The 20,561-nt window shown below is 65.5% G+C and carries 18 protein-coding genes; 9 read left to right on the top strand and 9 right to left on the bottom strand.

Annotation, left to right across the window (positions count from 1 at the left end; translation table 11 throughout):
• The first annotated feature begins 6 nt into the window (after positions 1–6).
• Positions 7–1,347, top strand: a complete 1,341-nt coding sequence (locus ASG86_RS11045; RefSeq protein WP_056333826.1) for a 3-oxoacyl-ACP reductase — start codon at positions 7–9, stop codon at positions 1,345–1,347.
• Positions 1,344–2,255 (top strand): MaoC/PaaZ C-terminal domain-containing protein, encoded by a 912-nt coding sequence (locus tag ASG86_RS11050; RefSeq protein WP_056333830.1) that lies wholly within the window; start codon positions 1,344–1,346, stop codon positions 2,253–2,255. Before ASG86_RS11045 ends, ASG86_RS11050 begins: the two co-directional genes overlap by 4 nt.
• Positions 2,256–2,279: 24 nt before the next feature.
• On the opposite strand, the gene ASG86_RS11055 is transcribed toward ASG86_RS11050, so the two are convergent.
• From ASG86_RS11055 to ASG86_RS11075, 5 genes are all read right to left on the bottom strand, one after another.
• Positions 2,280–3,332 carry an FUSC family protein gene (locus ASG86_RS11055; RefSeq protein ID WP_056333833.1) on the bottom strand — a complete coding sequence of 351 codons (1,053 nt, stop codon included), beginning with the start codon at positions 3,330–3,332 and terminating at the stop codon, positions 2,280–2,282.
• Between the two features lie 93 nt (positions 3,333–3,425).
• Positions 3,426–4,535, bottom strand: a complete 1,110-nt coding sequence (locus ASG86_RS11060; RefSeq protein WP_056333835.1) for a serine hydrolase domain-containing protein — start codon at positions 4,533–4,535, stop codon at positions 3,426–3,428.
• Positions 4,536–4,580: 45 nt separating this feature from the next.
• A complete protein-coding gene (locus ASG86_RS11065; RefSeq protein WP_056333838.1) occupies positions 4,581–5,633 on the bottom strand; it encodes a glutathione S-transferase family protein in 1,053 nt (350 codons plus the stop codon).
• 20 nt (positions 5,634–5,653) lie between these two features.
• Positions 5,654–6,403, bottom strand: coding sequence for a M50 family metallopeptidase (locus tag ASG86_RS11070; RefSeq protein WP_056333841.1), 750 nt, complete (start codon positions 6,401–6,403; stop codon positions 5,654–5,656).
• Between the two features lie 157 nt (positions 6,404–6,560).
• Positions 6,561–6,863 (bottom strand): DUF4193 domain-containing protein, encoded by a 303-nt coding sequence (locus ASG86_RS11075; RefSeq protein ID WP_018761323.1) that lies wholly within the window; start codon positions 6,861–6,863, stop codon positions 6,561–6,563.
• 204 nt (positions 6,864–7,067) lie between these two features.
• Between ASG86_RS11075 and ASG86_RS11080 the strand changes: the two genes are divergently transcribed.
• The 4 genes from ASG86_RS11080 (at position 7,068) to ASG86_RS11095 (ending at position 9,842) form a co-directional block, all read left to right on the top strand.
• Positions 7,068–8,210 (top strand): glycosyltransferase family 9 protein, encoded by a 1,143-nt coding sequence (locus tag ASG86_RS11080; RefSeq protein WP_056333844.1) that lies wholly within the window; start codon positions 7,068–7,070, stop codon positions 8,208–8,210.
• On the top strand, positions 8,207–9,178 hold the full coding sequence (locus ASG86_RS11085) for a glycosyltransferase family 9 protein (RefSeq protein ID WP_056333847.1): 972 nt from the start codon (positions 8,207–8,209) through the stop codon (positions 9,176–9,178). Before ASG86_RS11080 ends, ASG86_RS11085 begins: the two co-directional genes overlap by 4 nt.
• A 74-nt stretch (positions 9,179–9,252) precedes the next feature.
• Positions 9,253–9,483 carry a hypothetical protein gene (locus ASG86_RS11090; protein WP_056333850.1) on the top strand — a complete coding sequence of 77 codons (231 nt, stop codon included), beginning with the start codon at positions 9,253–9,255 and terminating at the stop codon, positions 9,481–9,483.
• 167 nt (positions 9,484–9,650) lie between these two features.
• Positions 9,651–9,842, top strand: a complete 192-nt coding sequence (locus ASG86_RS11095; RefSeq protein ID WP_056333853.1) for a three-helix bundle dimerization domain-containing protein — start codon at positions 9,651–9,653, stop codon at positions 9,840–9,842.
• 13 nt (positions 9,843–9,855) lie between these two features.
• On the opposite strand, the gene ASG86_RS11100 is transcribed toward ASG86_RS11095, so the two are convergent.
• Positions 9,856–10,881, bottom strand: a complete 1,026-nt coding sequence (locus ASG86_RS11100; RefSeq protein ID WP_056334027.1) for an NADPH:quinone reductase — start codon at positions 10,879–10,881, stop codon at positions 9,856–9,858.
• A gap of 129 nt (positions 10,882–11,010) precedes the next feature.
• Complete coding sequence (locus ASG86_RS11105) at positions 11,011–12,507, bottom strand: phospholipase D family protein (RefSeq protein WP_235565162.1); 1,497 nt, start codon at positions 12,505–12,507, stop codon at positions 11,011–11,013.
• A gap of 389 nt (positions 12,508–12,896) precedes the next feature.
• Between ASG86_RS11105 and ASG86_RS11110 the strand changes: the two genes are divergently transcribed.
• Together ASG86_RS11110 and ASG86_RS11115 are read left to right on the top strand one after the other, a co-directional pair.
• Positions 12,897–13,358, top strand: coding sequence for a GatB/YqeY domain-containing protein (locus ASG86_RS11110; RefSeq protein ID WP_056333858.1), 462 nt, complete (start codon positions 12,897–12,899; stop codon positions 13,356–13,358).
• 561 nt (positions 13,359–13,919) lie between these two features.
• The gene (locus tag ASG86_RS11115) at positions 13,920–15,128 is read left to right on the top strand and encodes an alpha/beta fold hydrolase (RefSeq protein ID WP_200946249.1); all 1,209 of its coding nucleotides are present in this window, start codon (positions 13,920–13,922) and stop codon (positions 15,126–15,128) included.
• A gap of 805 nt (positions 15,129–15,933) precedes the next feature.
• Here ASG86_RS11115 and ASG86_RS11120 read toward each other — a convergent pair.
• Together ASG86_RS11120 and ASG86_RS20195 are read right to left on the bottom strand one after the other, a co-directional pair.
• Positions 15,934–16,968 carry an AAA family ATPase gene (locus ASG86_RS11120; RefSeq protein WP_056333862.1) on the bottom strand — a complete coding sequence of 345 codons (1,035 nt, stop codon included), beginning with the start codon at positions 16,966–16,968 and terminating at the stop codon, positions 15,934–15,936.
• Positions 16,969–17,159: 191 nt separating this feature from the next.
• A complete protein-coding gene (locus tag ASG86_RS20195) occupies positions 17,160–19,499 on the bottom strand; it encodes a hypothetical protein (protein WP_082566761.1) in 2,340 nt (779 codons plus the stop codon).
• Between the two features lie 315 nt (positions 19,500–19,814).
• Here ASG86_RS20195 and ASG86_RS11130 point away from each other — a divergent pair, with 315 nt between their 5' ends.
• Positions 19,815–20,543 (top strand): PspA/IM30 family protein, encoded by a 729-nt coding sequence (locus ASG86_RS11130; RefSeq protein WP_056333865.1) that lies wholly within the window; start codon positions 19,815–19,817, stop codon positions 20,541–20,543.
• Positions 20,544–20,561: the final 18 nt, after the last annotated feature.

The following is a 20,561-nucleotide window of genomic DNA, read 5'->3' on the forward strand; positions in this document are numbered from 1 at the left end:
GACGGCATGGCTGATACTTACGCCCAACTGGTCAACAGCGGCCCGGGCCGCAACCTCGCCAGGAAACTCGGCCTTCCGCAGCCCGCTGTCCTGCGGCGCTACGAGCCCGGCCAGCCCCTGGTTGCGGGCCCCGTCGTTGTCCTGGGCGACACAGCCGGCGCAGACAAACTTGCCGCTGAGCTGCTGTCCTGGGGCCTGGACGTCAGGAGGCATGCCGTTCCGGCCGAAAAGCTGGGCGCCATCATCCTGGTCCTCGATGAGCTCGGGCACCCGGCAGACCTGGAAATGCCCGTTCTGGCCGCAGCAGGTTCCCTCCGGGACCTGAGAGCCGGCGGCCGGGTCATAACGTTGTCCCGCCCCGCGGGGGAAGCCTCTACTCCCGAAGCTGCCGCGGCACGGCAGGGGGTGGATGGTTTCCTGCGCTCCCTGGCCAAGGAACTCCGGGCGGGAGCAACGGGTAATGGCGTGCTCCTTGCTGATGGCACCACCTCCACCAGCCCCAGCGCCCTGGGTGCTGTCAGGTTCTTCCTTTCAGCACGTTCAGCGTTCGTGGACGGGCAGTTCCTGATGGTCTCAACGGAGGACGGCGCGCTGCCCGAGGACGTGGAGCGGCCACTTGCAGGAAAAGTGGCCGTAGTAACCGGTGCGGCCCGCGGCATCGGTGCCCAGATTGCCCGGACGCTGCACCGCGATGGCGCCACGCTGGTCCTGGTGGACATCCCCGGAGCGGGAGACCAGCTGGCAGCCGTAGCCAACGAGGTACACGGCACTGCACTGCAGCTGGATATTACCGGCGCCGACGCGGGACGGCGGATCATCGACCACGCGGTGCAGCGGCACGGACGGCTGGACATCGTGGTGCACAATGCCGGAGTCACACGGGACAAGCTGTTGGCCAACATGGACCAGGCACGATGGAACCAGGTCATCAACATCAACATCGCCGCCCAGCTCCGGATCAACCAGGCACTGCTGGCCTCCGAACACTTCCGCTCTTCGCCGCGTATCGTTTCTGTTGCCTCCACCAGCGGTATCGCCGGTAACCGGGGGCAGACGAATTACGCTGCGTCCAAGGGGGGAGTCATGGGAATGGTCCGTGCCAGCGCCCCGCTGCTTACGTCCAATGGCGGAACCATCAATGCCGTGGCCCCCGGATTCATCGAAACCGACATGACCGCACGCATTCCCTTTGGCGTCCGGGAGGTGGCACGCCGGTTGAACTCCCTGCAGCAGGGCGGCCTGCCCTCCGACGTTGCCGAGGCCATAGCATTCCTGGCAAGCGATGCTGCAGGCGGAATCAACGGGGAGGTGCTGCGGGTGTGCGGGCAAAACCTGGTGGGGGCATGACCCTCGCACAGCCGGTCATCCTGGCCGAGATGCCGTCCTTGTCCAAGCTCTACGTCAATGCCGCCGCCCAGGCAGCAAGGCGCAGGCTCCTGGGAACCCACGACTCCGCCGTCCTCCCGGCCGAGAGCCATGAGGTCAGGGGAGTGAGGGTAGGGGTCGAAAACCTCACCGCCTACCAGCACCTCATCGGTGAGACGGCAAGTGACGTCCTGCCCGCAGGTTTTATCCACGCCATCGCGTTCCCGCTGGCCATGAGCGTCCTGAACCGCGATGACTTCCCGCTGCCCCTGCTGGGAATGATCCACCTGCGCAACAGCGTGCAGCAAAGGTCGCCACTGGTCTTCACGGACGTCCTGGACATGACCGCCAGGGTGGAAAACCTCCGCGGCCACCGGTCCGGAACGCAGGTGGACGTCGTGGCGGAAGTGCGCCCTGGGGGCTCGGGGGAAGTGTATTGGCGGGGCGTCTCCACCTACCTCTCCAAGGGGGTGTTCCTGCCCGGGATCGACAAACCCACTGCCGTTCCGCCCAGGGCCGACTTCCAGCCGCCGGACCCCACGGCCCTGTGGCACCTCGGCGTCGATACGGGGCGTGCCTACGCCGCAGTGTCAGGGGACTTCAACCCGATCCACCTGAGCGTGCTCTCGGCCAAGGCCCTGGGCATGCGGCGTTCGATAGCACACGGGATGTACCTGGCCTCGCGTGCGCTCGCAGATGTCGGGCCTGCCCGTGGCGACTCTTTCACATGGGACGTGGAGTTCGAGGCTCCGGTGTTCCTGCCCTCCCGGGTTGCCTTGGAAATTGCCACCGAGCACAGCGGTTCCGGGTCGTGGAAGCACTCCCGGTTCGTCGCCTGGAGCCCCCGCTCCGGGCGCCGGCATTTCAGCGGGACAGTTGCCGCGCTTTAGCCGGCCCGTGTTCCGCAGCGGGGCCTAGTCCTGCGGGCGAACAGCCCGCAGGATGCGGTGGAGGCTGAGGAGGACCGACTCGGAGGCGGGCAGGGCACCTTCGGTCGATTCCCTGCCCGCGGCAGCTGCCATGCAGGATTCCAGTGCTTCCTTCGCGGCATCGAACCGCTGATTCTGGGTCTCTTCGTCAGCCTCGCTGTAGGAGGACAGCAGCTCTCCGGTTGCCGTGATGGCAGCGGCAAGCGGCTCGCTGTCCTGCAACGGGATTTCGTACGGGACCTCGCTCTCCCAGATGACGTCGGAGAGCACGTCCGTCATGTCCTGGATATGGAACGTCACCCGCTCAAGTTCCCGCAGGTCGCGGTAGTCCTTGTCCACGTCCCTGGGGTGCAGTTTCCGCCGGGGGTTGGCACGGCGGCTGGCGTCTGCCTCCTTGACCAGGTGACGCACCGAGCTTGCGGCGGAGGCCAGTTCATCCGACCGCCGCGACCAGTCCTCATGTTTCGGCGGCCACTCCTCGGTGATCGCCGCCCCCATGTCGGTCAGCTGCCGGCCAAGGGCAATGCGCAGTTCATTCAGGCTTGAAGCCGCCGCGTCAAAGTGAAGTGGCGGGAAAACGAGGAAGTTCACGGCGATGCCCACGGCCACGCCGGCACCCATCTGGACCAGGTATCCGAACGAGAAATCGTCCGCGTTGCTGCCGCCCACCAACAGGACCAGCAGGGCCGCCGTCGGAATCCAGTCGCTTCCCGAACCGATGCCGGGCAAACCGCCAAGGAGCACGCCTACTCCCATGAAGAGTGCCACCGTCAACGGGGAGGGCTCGGCAATACTGACCAGGATGAAGGCGAGGCCGATTCCCATCGCCAGCCCCGCGAGCGCCTGCGCCCCCTGCCGCACCGAGCCGGCAACATTGTGGTACATGGCCACCAGGGCGCCCAGGGGCGCGTAGTACGCGTAATGCGAGGCCGCGCCCGGCATGAGGGGCGCAATGGCGAACGCAAGGCCCGCGGCAAGCGCGGCCTTGGCAGCCAACTGCAGCCGCTGCGCCGCAAAGGCAGCGGAAAGCCCCGCCACCGATTGTTTGAGAAGTTGGGTCCCCCGAGCCCACCGTGCATCCGGTCGTGCTTGAGTATTGCCCATCCGGACCACAGTAGGGCCGGAGGCCCGTCAGGACAAACCGGCTGCGGAACGCCGCACTTCCGCTGCCAGGCGATGCGCCCTTCCCGGCGTGCGGCCTTCCTCCTGGCGGCGCGGGATGTAGCCGAAGCCCAGCCCGTAGGCGGGGTCCGCAAAACCGATCGCCGCGTTGGCGCCCTCGTGGCCGAAAGCCCGGTGGCTGCCAAAATTCCGCGACGGGTGGGGCTTCATGAAGATGACGGCAAAGGCGTTGTCCAGGCCGGAAGAGCGGTCCAGGCCCCACACCTGTTCCCGGCTCATGGCCTCCACCGTCCGGCTCGTCAGGAACGGCTGCCCGCCGTCGACACCTGTGGTCGCGGCGGCGTAGAGCCGCGCCAGGCCCTCCGCTGAGCCCACCCCGCCGGCGGCGGACATTCCGGCGGCCCGGACGCCGGGGTTGTTCGGCAGCTCCATGATGGTGCTGACGGGCGCATTGCTGTTGAGGCCTTCGAGGCTGAGCGGGTCAATCCAAACCTGGCCGGGGCCTTCCTCGTAGAGCACGTCCCGGTATCGCGGCTCAAGATCCTCCGGGAGCCCCAGGAAGAAATCCACTTCCTGCGGCTTCCGGATCCTGCGGTGGTACATATCCTGCAGCGCCTCGCCTGTGACACGGCGGCACAGCTCCTCCATCAGGATTCCAATGGTCAGGGCGTGGTAGCCGAACTGCCGCCCGGGTTCCCAGGACGGAGCGGCAGCGGCAAGGCGTGCCGCGGCAGCGGGCGTGGTGAACTCGTCCAGGCTGAATCCGCCCTCGACACCCATCAGCCCCGCCTGATGCGACAACGCTTCCCTGACCAGCAGCCTGTCCTTTCCCTGGGCGCCGAATTCCGGCCAGTAATGGGCGACTGTCTTGTCCAGGTCAAGGACACCATCCTGAACAAGCAGGGCGATGACCATGGCCGCAACCCCCTTTGAGCAGGAATAGGCTCCGGTCAGGGTTTCGACACCCATGTCGGGGCCACCTGTCAGGCGCACTACCGGTACCCCGTGCCGGTAGGCGGCAAGCTGCGCGCTGTAGCGGGGGTCCTCAGCAAGGAACGACTCAAACAAGGCCAGGACATTTTCGTACCCGTCGGCCACGAAACCAAGAGATGTCTGCATGTCCTCCAGTGTAGGAGGAAAGCGGTTTCCTGCTAAGTGATCAGCTTAGCGGGAAGCTCCGTGTCCCCGCGCGACTTCTTCGCCCTGGCGCACCGGCCCCGGCGGCGTGCCGTCGCCGAATGGACGGCCGCCCAAGGACTCCCTGCCATGGTCCTCCAGCCATCCACCCAGGTCCGGGCCGGCAGGAACAATGCCGGTGGGATTAATGTCCTCGTGGACGATGTAGTAGTGCTGCTTGATCTGCACGAAGTCGATGGTGTCCCCAAAACCCGGCGTCTGGAACAGGTCCCGTGCGTAGCCCCACAGGTTGGGCAGCTCACTCAGTTTCTGCCGGTTGCACTTGAAGTGGCCGTGGTACACGGGGTCGAACCTGGCGAGTGTGGTGAACAGGCGCACATCTGCTTCGGTGATGGTGTCGCCCACCAGGTAGCGTTGCCGCGACAGGCGGTCTTCGAGCCAGTCCATTGCAGTCCACAAGCGGTCGTACGCCGTGTCATACGCTTCCTGGGAACCGGCGAAACCGCATCGGTAGACCCCGTTGTTGATCTCGGTGAAGACGCGCTTGTTGACCTGGTCGATTTCGTCCCGAAGGTGTTCCGGGTAGAGCTGCGGCGCACCTGGCCGGTGGAACTCGGTCCACTCGGTGGAGAAGTCCAGGGTGATCTGGGGGAAGTTATTGGTCACGACTTCGCCGGTGCGCACATCCACGATGGCAGGCACGGTGATTCCCCGCGGATAACCCGGAAAACGTTTGAAATAGGCCTCTTGAAGGCGCTCTATGCCAAGGACCGGATCAACTCCGCCGGGGTCCAGGTCGAACGTCCAGGACCGCGCGTCGTGTGTGGGGCCGGGCTGGCCCAGTGAGATCGCTTCTTCCAGCCCCAGGAGCCTGCGGACAATGACCGTCCGGTTTGCCCACGGGCAGGCGCGGGCGGCGATGAGGCGGTACCGGCCTGCTTCCACCGGCCACCCCGGTTCTCCGTTGCTCCCCGGAGCGGCATCCCTGGTGATCCGGTCCTCAATGTAATTGGTGTCCCGGGTGAATTCGGCACCGCCGGTCACATAGGCTCCTCGGGTACTGTGCGTTTCCTGGCTCATGCCCCAAGCCTATGCGCCACCTACCGGTTCCAGGCGCCTTCCAACAGGATTACCGAGACGGGCTGCCAGGCGACCAGCCAGGACCCCGCCACCAGGAGGGTGAACAGGGCAATCCACACCACGGAGGGAACAGACGTGGCCCGATACAGCAGGTAGGCGTCGGAGGTCCCAAGGCTTCCCCGACGCCGGACGTGGACCTGGGTGAGTTTGAGCAGGTCGCGGACAGCAGCCACCAGGAGTGCAAGGCCGAAGATGACGGCCACATGGCCCACGACTGATGCCGGCGCAAGGATTGTCAGGGCGGCCGCGGCGGCAATGGCGGCGGCAGTGATGAGGAAACCGGCCAGGTTGCGCAGGAAGATGAGCGATACAGCCAGGACCAGCGCGCTGACGGCCATGGCGGCGGGGCCCCACCCGCGGAGCCCGCACCATACAAAAGCGGCGCCGGCCATTGCGGGTACCGGATACCCCCAGAAGCAGGACCAGGCCGTCGCAACCCTGCTCCTGCTGTAGGAGGTGGTGGTGCCGGAATGGTCCAGTCTGAGGCGGATTCCGGACAGCCGCTGCCCGGACGTCACCGCCGCGAACGCGTGGCCCAGTTCATGAATGGCAGTGGCCAGGAGCCCAAAGTAGCGCCAGGTGCGGCGCGGTATGGACAGCGCGACGGCGGCAGCCAGGGACAGCAGCATCTCCACCCACGTGATGTTTGGCACCTCTGACTGAGTGAACGCTGAGGTGAAGGCGTTCCATAAGCTGGCTGCGCTGTCCACCGTTGCCTCCTTGGCTGCCGGTCGGCGTCGTAATTGTCTTCTCCAACGCTACGCACTCCAGCTGGGCGCCGGCTTAAAGCCGAAAGGCACGCCGTGTGCGGCGTGCCTTTCGGCTTGGGACGTATCGTTGGGATTACCGCCCCGGGAAGGTTCTTGATTATCCTTCGCACTCGGTGCAGTAGCTGTGGCCGTCTTTTTGACGGGCAATCTGCGACCGGTGGCGGACCAGGAAGCAGGAATAGCAGGTGAACTCATCCTCGGCCTGCGGGATGACCTGGACTACGAGCTCCTCAGCGACAAATTCGCCGCCAGGGACGCCGGCGCCGTCCAGTCCGTCAGCCTCGTCCAACTCCTGCACAACACTGCGGGCGTCGGGAGCATTTGCTGACTGGAGCTGCTCGAGTGAGTTGTCCTGCGATTCCTTGACGTCGGAACGCAGTTCATCGTAATCGGTTGCCACTTTGGGTGCTTCTCTTTTCTTTGATTGGCTGTCGGGTATGAAACGTACAGCATAGGGCGGGTATTCCCCAACAGGGAGGGTAGATCCGCTGCCTATTGGGTAAAGGTTCAAAGGAGAAGCCGCAGGCTTTGTTAGCGCAGTGTGGCTGCATGGGCAGTGCGGGGACAGTGTGCCGGTCCCCCTGCATGACGGAAGGGGCAGTGTGTGGAACAACTCACGGCAGAGTTCGGAGGTGCAGGACAAATCGGCGTGGGCGTCGGTCCTGTGCTGGAGAAGTTCATCGACGTGTCGAGGATTGTGGTCCTGCGTGGTGGGGGCCTGGGCGACCTGATTTTCGCCATCCCGGCGATGGCCGCGTTGAAGGCGGCGTATCCGGGATCAACCATCACACTGCTGGGGACCCCCATCCACAAGGCGCTGTTGGGAGCCCTGGAAAGCCCGGTGGATGAGGTGGTAGTCCTGCCTTTCGCCGAAGGAGTCCGGCCCGGGGAAGAAGATTCAGCTGAACTGGACCGTTTTTTTGCTGACATGCGCGGCCGCAGCTTCGACCTCGCTGTCCAGTTGCATGGCGGCGGCCGCTATTCGAATCCCTTCCTGCTGCGGCTCGGCGCCCGCCACACCGTAGGGACACGGACCGCCGATGCGGCCAGCCTGGAGCGCACCATTCCCTACCTCTATTACCAGCACGAACCACTCAGGGCCTTGGAAGTGGCCGGTTTCGCCGGCGCCTTCCCTGTCGATCTCGAAGCCCGGCTGGCACCCGCTGCCGGGCTGGCAACCCACAAAGCCGGCAACGGCGGTGGCGACGGTCCGCTGGTGGTAATCCATCCCGGCGCCACTGACCCCCGCCGTCGTTGGCCCGCTGAAAAGTTCGCTGAACTTGCCGCAGCCTGCGCAGCCGACGGCTCGCAGGTGGTCATCATAGGCGACAGCAGCGAGCAGGATCTCGCGGAGGGGATCGCGTCCCGGGCGGGGGCGGCGGCTGTCCATTCCGCTGCCGGCGCCCTGGATATGGAAGGGCTTGTGGCGCTGCTGGCGGAAGCAGACGTGGTGGTTGCCAATGACAGTGGCCCCCGGCACCTCGCCCAGGCGCTGGGCGTGCCTACGGTGGGTATCTTTTGGGCCGGCAACGTCATCAACGCGGGTGCGCTGGGCCGGAGCCTGCACCGCGTGCACGCTTCCTGGGTTACGGCCTGCCCCACCTGCGGCATTGACGTGACGCAGGTGGGCTGGACCGCACCCCGGTGCATCCATGACGACTCCATGGTGGCGGCTATCGGCGTGCAGGAGGTCTACGAGGATGTCCGCAGCCTCGCTGCCACGGTATATGCAAAGCAGGACGCATGAGCGGCCCGGCGGCAGCGGAGCAAGCCAGCCAGCGGCTTCCCGCTGACGGTAAACCGGAGCTCCTGGTCCTGCGGGCCTTGAAGCTGGGCGACCTGCTGGTGGCCGTACCTGCCCTGAAAGGCATCCGGCGTGCGTTTCCCGAACACCGGCTGCGCTATGCGGCGCAGGGGTGGCTGTCGGAAGCACTGGGGCTGGTGGGCGGATACGAACTGTTCCCCACGCACGGCTTGGACGAGCCATTGGCGATGGAACCAGGACTGGTGGATGTGGCCGTGAACCTGCACGGCAGCGGCCCGGAGAGCCAGGGGCGGATTGAGGCGCTGAAGGCCAGGCAGACCGTTGGCCACCGCAGCGCCTTCCGGGAGGGCCCGCCGTGGCGGCCTGAACTGCACGAGCGCGAACGCTGGGTGAGGCTCCTGGAGTGGCATGGCATCGATGCGGACCCGCTGGATGTAGGCCTGAACACGCCCCACGTCCCCAGTCCCGTCCCCGGCGCAACGGTCCTCCACGTCGGGGCTGCCTACGGCAGCAGGCTGTGGCCGGCGGAACGCTTTGCGGCGGTGGCAGCGGCGCTCGCAGAGGCCGGGCACCAGGTGGTGTTCACCGGCGGGACCTCGGAAAGGGAACGCGCCGAGGAAGTATGCCGGCTGGCGGGGCTCCCGGGCACCACCATGCTGGCCGGTGTGCTGGGCCTCGGGGAGTTCGCGGCCACCATCGCGGCCGCACGCCTGGTGGTCTCTGCCGACACCGGCGCCGCACACCTGGCGTCCGCCTACGGCACTCCTTCCGTCGTGCTTTTTGGACCGGCACCGCCGGAAATCTGGGGGCCGCCCCCGGGACCCCACGTTGTCCTGACCCGCGCTGAATTGCGGCGCGGGGACACGTTCGCGGCCCAGCCGGACCCTGCCCTGCTTGCCGTCCAGGTTCCCGACGTCATGGCTGCCGTCAGGGGGCTGGGATTGCTCTAGGCCTGCGGGTTTGAGCCGCATTAATGCGGGTCTGCAGGGGGTGGCTTTGGGCCCGAGGGCCTAAAATTGGGTGCATGAGCACTGAGCTGGTGATTGCTTTGGTGTTGGGGTCGGCGTTCTTATGGGTCACCATAACGCTGACCATCCTGTCTGCCATTGACCGGCCCGAAAGGAAAGCGCGCCGGCAGGAACGGCGCGAACTCCGCATGGAGAATCGGCGGATTGGGTACCGTCCGGTTGCCGCGGGTTCCCATCCCCAGGCACGGACCCGGCATCCGCGCGGCCGCAGGCTGCACCTGCATTGACGACGGCGGACCCGCCCCGGGTGCATCGGCGTGGAGCACCTGGGGCGGGTAAGCACGCCCAGCCAGGCGCCCGCCGTCGTACGCCTTGCGCTGAAGGCCCCGCAGCCGGTCAGTTGGCCGGGCTGTCAAGTCTTGACGGCGTTCGTCGGAACCCTGACACTTTCCCGATGGGAGTAAGCGAGGAGTTGCGGGCACTGACTGGCGTGGTGGACCGGCTTGCGGCACGGTTTCCCGCGCTGCCCCGGGAACGCATTGAGGACGTGGTGCACCAGGAGCACAGCCTGCTCGACGCCGGCAGGGTCCGTGCGTTCATACCGGTCCTGGTTGAACATGCTGCCAGGGACCGGTTGGCGCGATAGTGCCACTGCCTTTTCAGGGCGCCGGTGCCACGTCTATAAGCACCTTTCCGACTGTTCCCTGCTCCACTGCATCGTGGGCTGCGGCCGTCTCCGCGAGGGTTAACCGCGTCAGGGGCAGGCCATGTTCTTCGCCTACCCTGAGCGCGCCCGCGGCGAGGGCCTCGGCAACGCCGGCTACCGCATTCTGTTTCTGCTCGTCCGTGACCGTGTAAGTGAGGATGAATTGATAGCGGACATTCCTGGTCATGCTTTCGCGGATGGGGACCGTGAGTGATTCGCCGGGGTTGGCGGCGTAAATTGCGATGGTGCCGCCAGGCTTGAGCACGTGCAGGTCGGAGCCGATGTTCGCTGGTGCGTTGACGTCCACGATGATGTCCACCCCGCCGGGGGCTGCCTCATGGACGGCCTGGACGACGTCGGCCTTCCGATAGTTAATGACCTCGGCTGCGCCGGCGCGGAGGGCGAGTTCCGCTTTCCGGTCTCCGCTGACGGTCGTGATGACGTCAGCACCGGCCCACCGTGCCAGCTGGATGGCTGCATGGCCCACCGCGCCTGCACCGCCGGTGACCAGCACGGTCCGGCCTGCCAGGGCGCCGGGGGAGAGCTTCGCCGGTCCATCCTCCCTTGACGTCAGCGCCCGGTGCGCTGTCAGTGCGGGGATCCCGAGCGAGGCGCCGGTGTCAAAGGATTCGGCGTCGGGAAGCGCCACTGCTTTGTGGGCGGGCACCACGACATATTCCTGCGCGGTTCCTTCGTTGCTGCCCCAGGCCACATCCCACAGCCAGACACGGTCGCCCACGCCGAATCCTGCCACTCCCGGACCGAGCTGGTCGATAAGGCCGGCTCCGTCCTGGTTGGGAACCTTGGCGGTGTCCAGTTTGCTGCTGCCGCTTCCGGCCCGTGACTTCCAGTCAGTGGGGTTCACTCCCGACACCACCAGACGGACCCGGACCTCGCCCGGACCTGGGTCCGTCACAGGCTTGTCCCGGAGCTGCAGCACTGATGAGGGACCGGTTTCCCCGTACACAATTGCCTTCACGTCTTCTCCCACGTCCGGATGCATTTGCTTTACGCCTCAAACCTACCGAACCCCTGCCGCCCAGGAGGCAGGAAGGGGCAGGGGACATGCCCCGGGGCTGGAAGCGGGCACGCGGCCGGCGGGTGTTCCCTAGAACCGGGGCGTGCCGCGGAGCCGGCGGGGCCGGCCGTCAGGGTCCACGAGGAACCGGTAGATGGGATCGGCCCACAGGCGGTGGAGGGGCGGGACGGGTTCCGTGACATGGTGGCGCACCTGACCTGCCGGGCGGGGCGCATGGCGGCCCTCACTGTGCCACTGGTCCAGGGCATCGGCCGTGCTGTTCCACAGCTGCAGTGCTGCCCCGTTTCCGTGGAGCCGTGGATCGTCTTTCTCAAGGCCCAGGTGTTCCGCCCAGAGCTCGAGCCGCAGTTCCTTGGCGAGCGGCTGGTGCGGGAAGGTTCCGGAGTCAGCATGCGGCGTGCTGTCGGCGGAGGTGTCCATTACTGCACAGGTGAGCTCACTGTCGGTGGTCCAGGACCGCAGGTTGAAATTGTCTGATCCGCAGGTGAACCAGGTGTCGTCAATGATGCAGATCTTGGCGTGGACGTAGATCGGAGTCCCCTGACTGTTTTCGAGGTCGAATATCCCTACCCTGTCAGGCGCGGCCCGGCGGAGCATGCTGATGGCGCGCAGTTGCCCCAGGCGCTTGGGCGGTCCACTCAGCGGGCCATCGGTGTCCGGGTACCTGGGCACAACGATGATCACGTTCAGCCCGGGGTTGCGTTCCAGGGCGCTTGCGATTCCCGCCGCCACCTCTGTGGACCACAGATATTGATCTTCGACGTAGATGAGCGAACGGGCCTGGGCGAACGCCTTCGTGTAAGCGCGCGCTATGCTCCGCTCGCCATGTGGTGCGAAGGGGAATGGCGGGTGCTTCACGCCGTAGGTCCGCAGGAGCTGCACGGCATGCGGACCTGCCGGCCGAGGGGGAGGAGCGGACTCAGGGAGCGGCTTGGGATGCCTGGGCATACGGGCAAGGCGCTGCAGCAGCATCCGGTACGGGGTACGCCGGTCCAGCGGGTGGGGATCGTTCCACCGCTCGGCGAACACCGCCAGCACATCTGCAACCACCGGGCCTCGCAGTTCAAGGGCGGCATCGTGCCACGGGGGCCTTTGCCCGTAACGGGAATCCATTTTTACCGCCTGGGGGTCTCCCGCGTGGCCTGCGTTGTCGCGACGGCTGTGTGAAAGATCCAGTCCGCCCACAAACGCCACATCGCGGGAGGGATCGGTACGACGGCGGATGACCACCAGCTTCTGGTGATGGGAGCCGAAGAGACGCACTCGCTGATCCAACAGCGACTCTCCGCCGGAGTCGTTGATCTTCCGGCTGAGAAGTTCATTCGAGCGGCCGCTGATAGGGGCGGACACCTTTTCGCCATGGGATCTCCAGACAAGGCCCCGTACTTCCACGCCGGAGCGCGCCAACCCTGCGAGCAACCCGCCAATGGTCGTGCCGCCTGCCTCCAGCTGCTCGTCGGCATCGCCGCGCCAGTCCGTGAACCACACGCGGTCTCCCGCCTGCAGCACCGACAGCTCCTCATGCAGCCTGGAAAAGTAGGTTGCCCCATGAATCAGGGGACGCACCAGATTGCCTTCTGACCAGGGTCCGGATTCCGTACCGGCAGCATGTACATCCGATGCAGCGCTGCCCCACTCAGCCCAATTCAGAAACCACCTGCCAACCGTGCTGTCCACTCGGCGCTCCTTCCGGGCCCGGGGAACAGGCCGCTGCGGTTTTCAAACTAGCCTACGGCCGGGCATGAACCTGCCGCTGCTGGTAGACGGAACCGAAAAAGTTCAAAGCAGAAACGCCCAAACGGGGCGGCGGGAATAGGCTTATGCAGGATCGTCCCAAACGAGGGCGCGCTCGCCGTGGCCGTGGTCCGGCTCCCGCAAAAGTGCGTCCGGTGGTATTGGACCCCCGGCCGCGATCCCTATAACTCCCATCTGCAACGAGAGAATGAGTCAGACCCATGTCACTGAAGGAAAAGCTGAAGGCCGATGTCATCGTCCACATGAAGGCGGGCAACAAGGTTGGCCTGACAACTGTGCGCAACGTCCTGGGCGAAATCGAGACGCGGGAAAAATCCGGCAAAACCCCGGTGGAGCTCGACGACCTACAGATCACCGCCCTCCTGCAGAAGGAAGCGGCCAAACGCCGTGACACCGCCGCCACCTATTCTTCTGCCGGCCACGACGACCGGGCCCAGGCGGAGATCACCGAAGCTGAGATCATCGAAGCCTACCTCCCTAAAGCCCTGACCCGGGCGGAAGCTGAACAGATCGTCGATGAGGTCATCGCCGCCCTGACAGCGGATGGCACGGAACTGACCATGCGCTCCATGGGCGCGGTCATGAAATCCGTTACCCCCAAAATTGGCGGCCGCTTCGACGGCAAGGCCGTCAGCGAGATTGTGAAGGCCCGTTTGGCCTGATCCTGAAGGCCGGGCTCACACGGGGACATGGGATATGGGCCGGCGGCGATTGGGGGGCGGCATCCGGTCTCAGAGATACCTTGGCCGCCGGCCCTGTCCCTATGTGTAAGGCCCTGCCCCAGCAGCAGGACCTTGATTTCAACGGTAAGGCCGGTTCCGAAACGGCAGCCCACGTTCGCCGCAAGTTTCGCTCAAGACTGGGCCCGGCAGCCTCTTGGATTCGACGTTCCCGGGCACGCATCGGAATCCCAACGAAAGCAGGGTCAAACCCTGCGATCCGGGCCTATAGTCAAAGAGACGGCACGTGCCATTTGTGTGGGGGATTGACTGTCCTCGCGCGGAGCCGCATTACAACGAATCGAGCCCACCGTGGCCGCTACCCCCAGAACGCCCCTTCCCGGCCCCCGTCCCCTGCGCAGTGGTCGAACACACCCATCCGGCCAGAGTTCCGCAGCAAGATGGCGCATTGGCTGGGTTGTGGCCGGAACAATGGCAGTAGGCCTCTTCGCTGGAATGCTCCTGGCAGCTGCCCCTTTCATCCGGGCGCGTGAGAGTGAGGTCATGGGTGCCGTTTTGTGCGGCTTTGCGGTGGGGTGGGGCCTGTTGGCCCTTCTGTCAGTCCGTTTCACTGACCAGCCGCAGCGGGGGGCCGTGGCACCTGCACTCTTCATGGGCGTTTCCGGTTTGCTGTTGGCGTGGTTCGGCGCCCCGGTGGATATCGTGGTCAGCTGGGTGTGGCCGCCCGTCCTGCTGGCTTTGGTGATCTGGATGTTTTTCCGTTCACGCCAGCAACTGCATAGCCGGAGCAGGCGATGGGTGCTGTACCCGGTCATCGCGGTGCTGGCGCTTGCCTCGCTAGGTGGCGCTTACCAGACCCTGGGCGCCGCGGCTGATGCGGGAGCCTTCCCAATGCCCGGCCAGCTGGTGGACGTCGGCGGCTACAGCCTGCACCTCAACTGCACAGGCACGGGAAGCCCCACCGTGTTGCTCCAGCCCGGAGCCGGTGAGATGTCATCCAACCACGCCTTGCTTTCGACTGCAGTCTCCGGCCGGACACGGGTGTGTGTCTACGATCGGGCCGGCAGGGGCTGGAGCGGGCCTGCCGACACAGTCCAGGACGCCACACAGATAGCTGCGGACCTCCACACCCTGCTGCACAGCGGAAACGTTCCGGGACCCTACGTGCTGGCTGGTCATTCCTTTGGCGGTCTCTACGTGCAGACCTTCGCCGCCAACTACCCGGACGAGGTCGCCGGCATGGTGCTTATCGACTCTACGGACCGCGCACCAGCACCGGTGCCCCGGCCGGTTGCAGTCCGCGGCGGATATGACCTCCTTGGCCGGGTCACGGCCTTCATCTCAATACTGGGCCGGGTTGGTGCGCTGCGTTTGTATGCCCCTTTCGAGGACGTCAACAGCCTCCCGCCACATCAACGGGGCGAAGTCCGCGCCAATATTGCTGACGCAGGCAACATGCGCAGCACTCTTGACGAGTACGTTCAAGCAAACACCTCGATGGAAGAAGCCGCATCGTTGCAGGACTTTGCGGGCAAACCCCTTGTCGTCCTGACAGCGGGCGTCGGAAATGACGCCAAGCACGAGGCTTCGCAGAACGGGCTGGCCACGCTGTCTGCCAACAGCCTTCACAAAACCATCGATTTTGCGTCCCATGAAGCGCTCGTCGCCGAACCTGACGCCGCAGCAATCACCGCCCAAGCAATCCTGGACGTCGTGGGTTCGGTGCGGACGGCAGTGCCCCTGGCAAAGTGATGCCGGGGCTCGCCGGCGGCAGGCTACGGCCAGCCGCTGTATTGATTTCAGTTCGAACATTTTTGCCCCGGTAGCCGAGACCCAGGGGCCATGCTTCAGGCCCGGCGGGCGGGTAGCCCGGCCGCCCGAGTATCGCTGGCTCCAATATGATCGTGTCGACCATTGAATCGATGACTGCCCGGCTGGTTGGCGGGCTGCCTTTGCGCCCTGGCCAGGGGAGGGTCGTCAGCCGCGGACTCTCCTGATCCTCACCCTGTGCCGCCTTTGAGCCGGGGTGGGACTGGTTAGGGGTCGGGGGCGCCCCCAGGGCCTGTGAGGCCGGTAGCTGATGGGGTCGGGAGACGCAGGCGCTGAAGCAACTCTCGACGAGCCCTTCCTGCGGCGCCGCATCTCCAGGAGAACGAGAATGGTCAGGCCGATCCATACGAAGGCGGCAACGAATATCAAAGCTACCGCCTGAACCGTACTCATGACTCGACTGTCTGCGTAGACGTGGAACCGTTCCTGCGAAGGCTTCTCGAGCGATCACCCTCGTCGCCGATGCATGGCGCAACGGCAGCCGACAGGTGAGGTGATGGACGGAAGATCCAGGGAGCCTGTTTCGACAGGAATCCCGCGAACGGAAGGTCAGGCGCTGGATGATGGCCAGCAGGGGTGGACATGGCGCGTGGCTTTCCGCAATGGTTCGGCTGACTTCATAGCCCAATGAGTCAAGTTTCCGCTCGTGCGGACGGCCTGGCAATAGCATGCGGCGGCAGCTTTGCCCTCTTCCCGGGGGCACGAAAAGGAGCGTGGCGGACTGTGGTCAGACCAGCCAGCGCCACCAGCGCGGCTGCTCCGGTTCCGGCGTCGGTTCCGGTTCAGGTTCCTCACCCAGAGCCAGCGCGGCTTGGACAATGTCGTCCGCGGTGAGCGTCATGACAGCCTCGCGGTCGAGCGCATCGAGGCTTTGTTCCTCGTCGAGCGACAGTCGCAGCGCCTGGCGGTTGAGCGCCTGCTCGAACAGGGTGCGGGCGAACCGTGCATTGCCCGAGTCCTCGCCCGCGTGAAGCCCGGTGAGGATACGGCGTAGCATCTGGTCAGCCCCCGGCTCCAGCGTGTACTCGTGCTGCGCCAGCATCTGGTGAAAGATCGTTTGGAGTGCGTCGACCGAGTAGTCGGGGAACGTGATCTCTCGGGCGAACCGGGAGCGCAGACCGGGGTTCGAGAGCAGGAAGGACTCCATCAACCGGGGGTACCCGGCTACGATCACGACCAGGCGGTGGCGATGGTCCTCCATCCGTTTGAGCAGGACCTCGATCGCCTCGGGACCGAAGTCCATCCGGCCGTCCTCGGGGGCCAGCGCGTAGGCCTCGTCAATGAACAGGACGCCGTCCAGCGCTCGCCGGATCACCCGGTCCGTCTTGATGGCTGTCGCGCCTACGTACTGTCCCACCAGACCCGAACGGTCGACCTCAACGAGGTGGCCTTTCTGCAACAGTCCCACCGCGCGGTACATCTCGGCCAGGAGCCGCGCCACGGTGGTCTTGCCCGTGCCCGGGTTTCCGAGGAACACCAGGTGCTGTGAGGTGGCCACCTCCGGCAGGCCATGCGCCTTTCGGCGGGCCTGGACCTGGAGCAGTGCTACGAGGGCCCGCACCTGTTCCTTCACGGTCTCCAGGCCCACCAGCGCGTCGAGCTCGGCCTGCACTTCCGACAGCGGCCTGGCCGGCCCCGGCCTTGCCCCGATGAGATCACCGACCAGGTCGTCGACGCGTTCTGAACCAGGCAGCTTGAGTTGATCGGCCAGATGGCCGATGGTTTCGCGCAGGTCATCGAGCGGACGGCGGCTGGGAGCCATGCATCCACTGTAGTACTCGATTCCCGGCCGGAGTGGGGTTGGCCTCAGCGGTATTAGGACGAGTTTTTTGTCGCAGTATTCCTGCGGTAGACGGCTCAACGGCTACTCCAAGCCCTGCATCCCAAAGTGACAGCAAAAAACCCTCCCCGTGGAGGCCGGGGAGGGTTCCTTGGTACAGCCGCTCCGGAGGGCTAGAAGCTGCCGTACTCGATCCTGGCCTGGCCGCCGGTGGGAACGGTGATCCGTCCGCCCTGGAAATCCTGGCCGGTCCCGCCGTCGGCCGTGACATAGTTGTCGGTCGTCGGATAGCCGAGCCTGCCGAACTCGAAGCCGGTGGCCGCCCAGGCGTCGCGGGTCTTGCCGGTTGAGAGCCGAACACCGGTGGCCGGACTGGAAATCAGCGCCCCCCTCTCGAAGTTCACGTACGAGCCGCCGTCCTTCAGCCCGGTCACCTTGTTGGTCCCGGGGAACCCCAGGGCCACCAGGCCGCCGATGGCGTCGAATTTGGAGCTGTAGTCCGAGGACATCGAGTACGCGCCCAGCTGTGGGGACCAAAAGATGGTCCCGCCCTGGTAGTTCTGCCTGACGCCGCCGCCGACAGGAATCTCATCGCTGGTGGGGTAGCCGAGGTAGCCGTTTTCGAATCCTGCCTGTGCCCATGCACCCCGGGTGCCGCCGATGGAGACATGGGCTCCGCTGGCAGGGGACCACAGTATGGAGCCGCGCTGAAAGTTCTGGTACAGGCCGCCGTCCTTGATGGCCACTTGCGGGCTGACGGCCGCGCCGAGGGAGCGGCCCATCTCTTCGTGTTTGGCCAAGATGTCCCCGGTGACGGCGTAGGTCCCAACGTTCGGCACGTGGTAGATGACGCCGCCCTGGTAGTTCTGGGCGACGCCGCCGGAGATGGCGTACTCATCCGTGGTCGGGTAGCCGAGTGAGCCGTGCTCAAAGCCCTGCCCGGCCCAGACGTTACGGATGGAACCGATGGACAGGATTGGGCCGGCGCCAGGTGTCAGCAGGATGGCGCCGCCCTGGTAGCTCTGGAACGCGCCGCCGTCCTTCAGTCCGGTCACGACGTCACTGACCGGGTAGCCAAGGCCGCCCGACTCGAAACCGGTGGAGGCCCACTTGTCGCGGATGGGACCGTTGCTGCTGATGAAGGCACCGGTGGCCGGGGACCACATAATGGCGCCGCCTTCGAAGCCCTGCCAGGATCCGCCGCCCTTGATCCCCCCGTTTTGGCCGGTGACGGGGAAGCCCAGCACACCATTCTCGGCCCCTTGTTCCCGCCACTTGCTGTTGATCACGCCGGCGACGGCGAACGCGCCGGTCTTCGGCGAGTAGAAGATCGCTCCCCCTTGGTAGGCCTGGTAGAGCCCGCCGTCCTTCAGTCCGCTGATTTCGTCGCTCACGGGGTAGCCCAGGAAACCGTTCTCGAATCCCGTAGCCGACCAGCGGTCACGGATGGCGCCAACGGAAATGTGTACCCCGCCTGCGGGCGACCAGAGGATCGCTCCGCCTTCGTACAGTTGATACACGCCGCCACCTTTGAGGCCAGCCACCTCATCGGTGACGGGGTAGCCGAGGCGGCCGTTCTCAAATCCGTACTCAGCCCACTTGCTGCGGGTGGCACCTACGGAGAGCTTCGGGCCCGTGGCGGGGGACCAGACAATGGCTCCGCCCTGGAAGTTCTGGAAGGCGCCGCCGTTCCTCAAGCCGCCGGTCTCATTGGAAGCCGGGCTGCCCAGGCCGCCGGCGGGCCCGTCGGTCTGGGAGTACTTCCCGGTGATGGATCCGAAGGGGTTGGATGAGTACGGGGTGAAGACGTCATCGATAGCTCCCATGATGATCCGGTCTCCGGGCCGGTTGCTTCGCAGGAACCGGTTGACCACATCCAGGCTCGTGGAGAGGCAGCCGGCGGAGGTGGTCCTCCCGGCGTGCAGGAAGATCGCATAGGAGGCGCCCTGCACAGTGTTCATGTCGGGCGGGCGGTTGTAGTTGATCACCGCCGCCTGCTCGTAGTAGCCCTGGTTCATGTAGGTGTAGAGGTTCTCGTCAGAGGGCCCGCCGCGGCCCTCGAAGTACTGGTTGTAGGTGGGGCCATATTCCCCGCCCCATCGGGAGTCCGCATTGACCGTGTGGTACGCCAAAGCTGTCCCGGGGTTGGCCCGGCCAAGGGCCTCCGTGACACTGTATGAGCCGGTGGGGGACTTGAAGGTGTCCTCCCAAGTCAATCCCGGCGGGGCGAAGCCCTTGAGGCCGGAGTAGCCCCAGTCCTGCCATTCCTGCATGTAGCTGTTGCCGGACCGGACGCAGCCGGTGATGGTGACAACGTTGGAGTCACGGCTTGTGGCGGTGGCGAACGTGACGCGGTTGGCGCCGAAGCTGTTGTATTTGACCTGACCCGCGGACAGCCGCTGGCAGGGGTTGTTCACCTGGGATGCTGCCTGGGCGCTGCCGGCTCCAAGGAAGGCACTGCCAGCGACGGCGATCACCGCCATCGCCAGAGATAGCGGTTTGGTTTTGTGCACAGTTCCTTCTTCCTGTCGGCGCAGCCGGGCGCCATCCTCATGAGCGGTGAAGCGCAGAAGGCCGTAAACCCCGATTGACGTGGGCAAACACGCGTTCTGGCGCGGCTGCACCTAGGCTACCCCTCCTGCTGACCTGCTCACGCCACCATGTGCACGGCGGGGGACGAGGACCTACGACATCATCGTCATCACTGAAACCATCAGCCGAGCGTCCCCGGAAATCAGCGGCGATCCCTTCAGCCCGCTCCGAGGTGCTGGCATCCGTCGATGCCGTACACATAAAATGCGAAATCCATCACCAATAGAAAGATCCCCGTGAAGCAAAGTATTTTCGCCCGCGTCGCCCAGCTGGCCAAGGCCAACCTGAACGCCCTTCTGGACTCCGCGGAAGACCCGCAGAAGATGCTGGACCAGATGGTCCGGGACTACTCGGAGAACATCCGTGAAGCCGAGTCCGCGGTGGCGCAGACCATCGGCAACCTCCGGATGGCCGAGGAAGACCACGCCCGCGCCGTCAACGAGGCCAACACCTGGGGTAGTAAGGCGATCGCTGCCTCCCGCAAGGCCGACGAGTTCCGGGCCGCCGGGAACGCCGTGGACGCTGACAAGTTCGATGCCCTGGCCAAGGTCGCCATCGGCCGGCAGATGACCGCTGAATCCACTGCCAAAGCGCAGGAACCAGATCTTGCCGCGCAGAACCAGGTCGTCGACAAGCTCAAGAACGGTCTGGGCGAGATGCGGGGCAAGCTCGGGGAGCTGACCGCCAAGCGGAACGAACTGGTCAACCGTTCCCGGGTCGCCGCAGCCCAGTCCCAGGTCCACGATGCGCTCAAGGCCCTTGACGCCGGAGACCCGACGTCGGCGATCGGCCGGTACGAGGAGAACATCCGCCGGCAGGAAGCCACTGTCCGCGGCCAGCAGGAACTCGCCGCTTCGTCCCTGGAGGCCCAGTTCGCGTCCCTGGAAGACCTCGGGGAGCAGACCGAAGTGGAAGCCCGCCTCGCCGCCCTCAAGTCCATCGATCGGAAAGCCATCGACTACTAAGGGGCGGCTCATATAACG

The organism is Arthrobacter sp. Soil764 (genome assembly GCF_001428075.1).
In the GTDB taxonomy this organism is placed as follows: Bacteria; Actinomycetota; Actinomycetes; order Actinomycetales; family Micrococcaceae; genus Arthrobacter.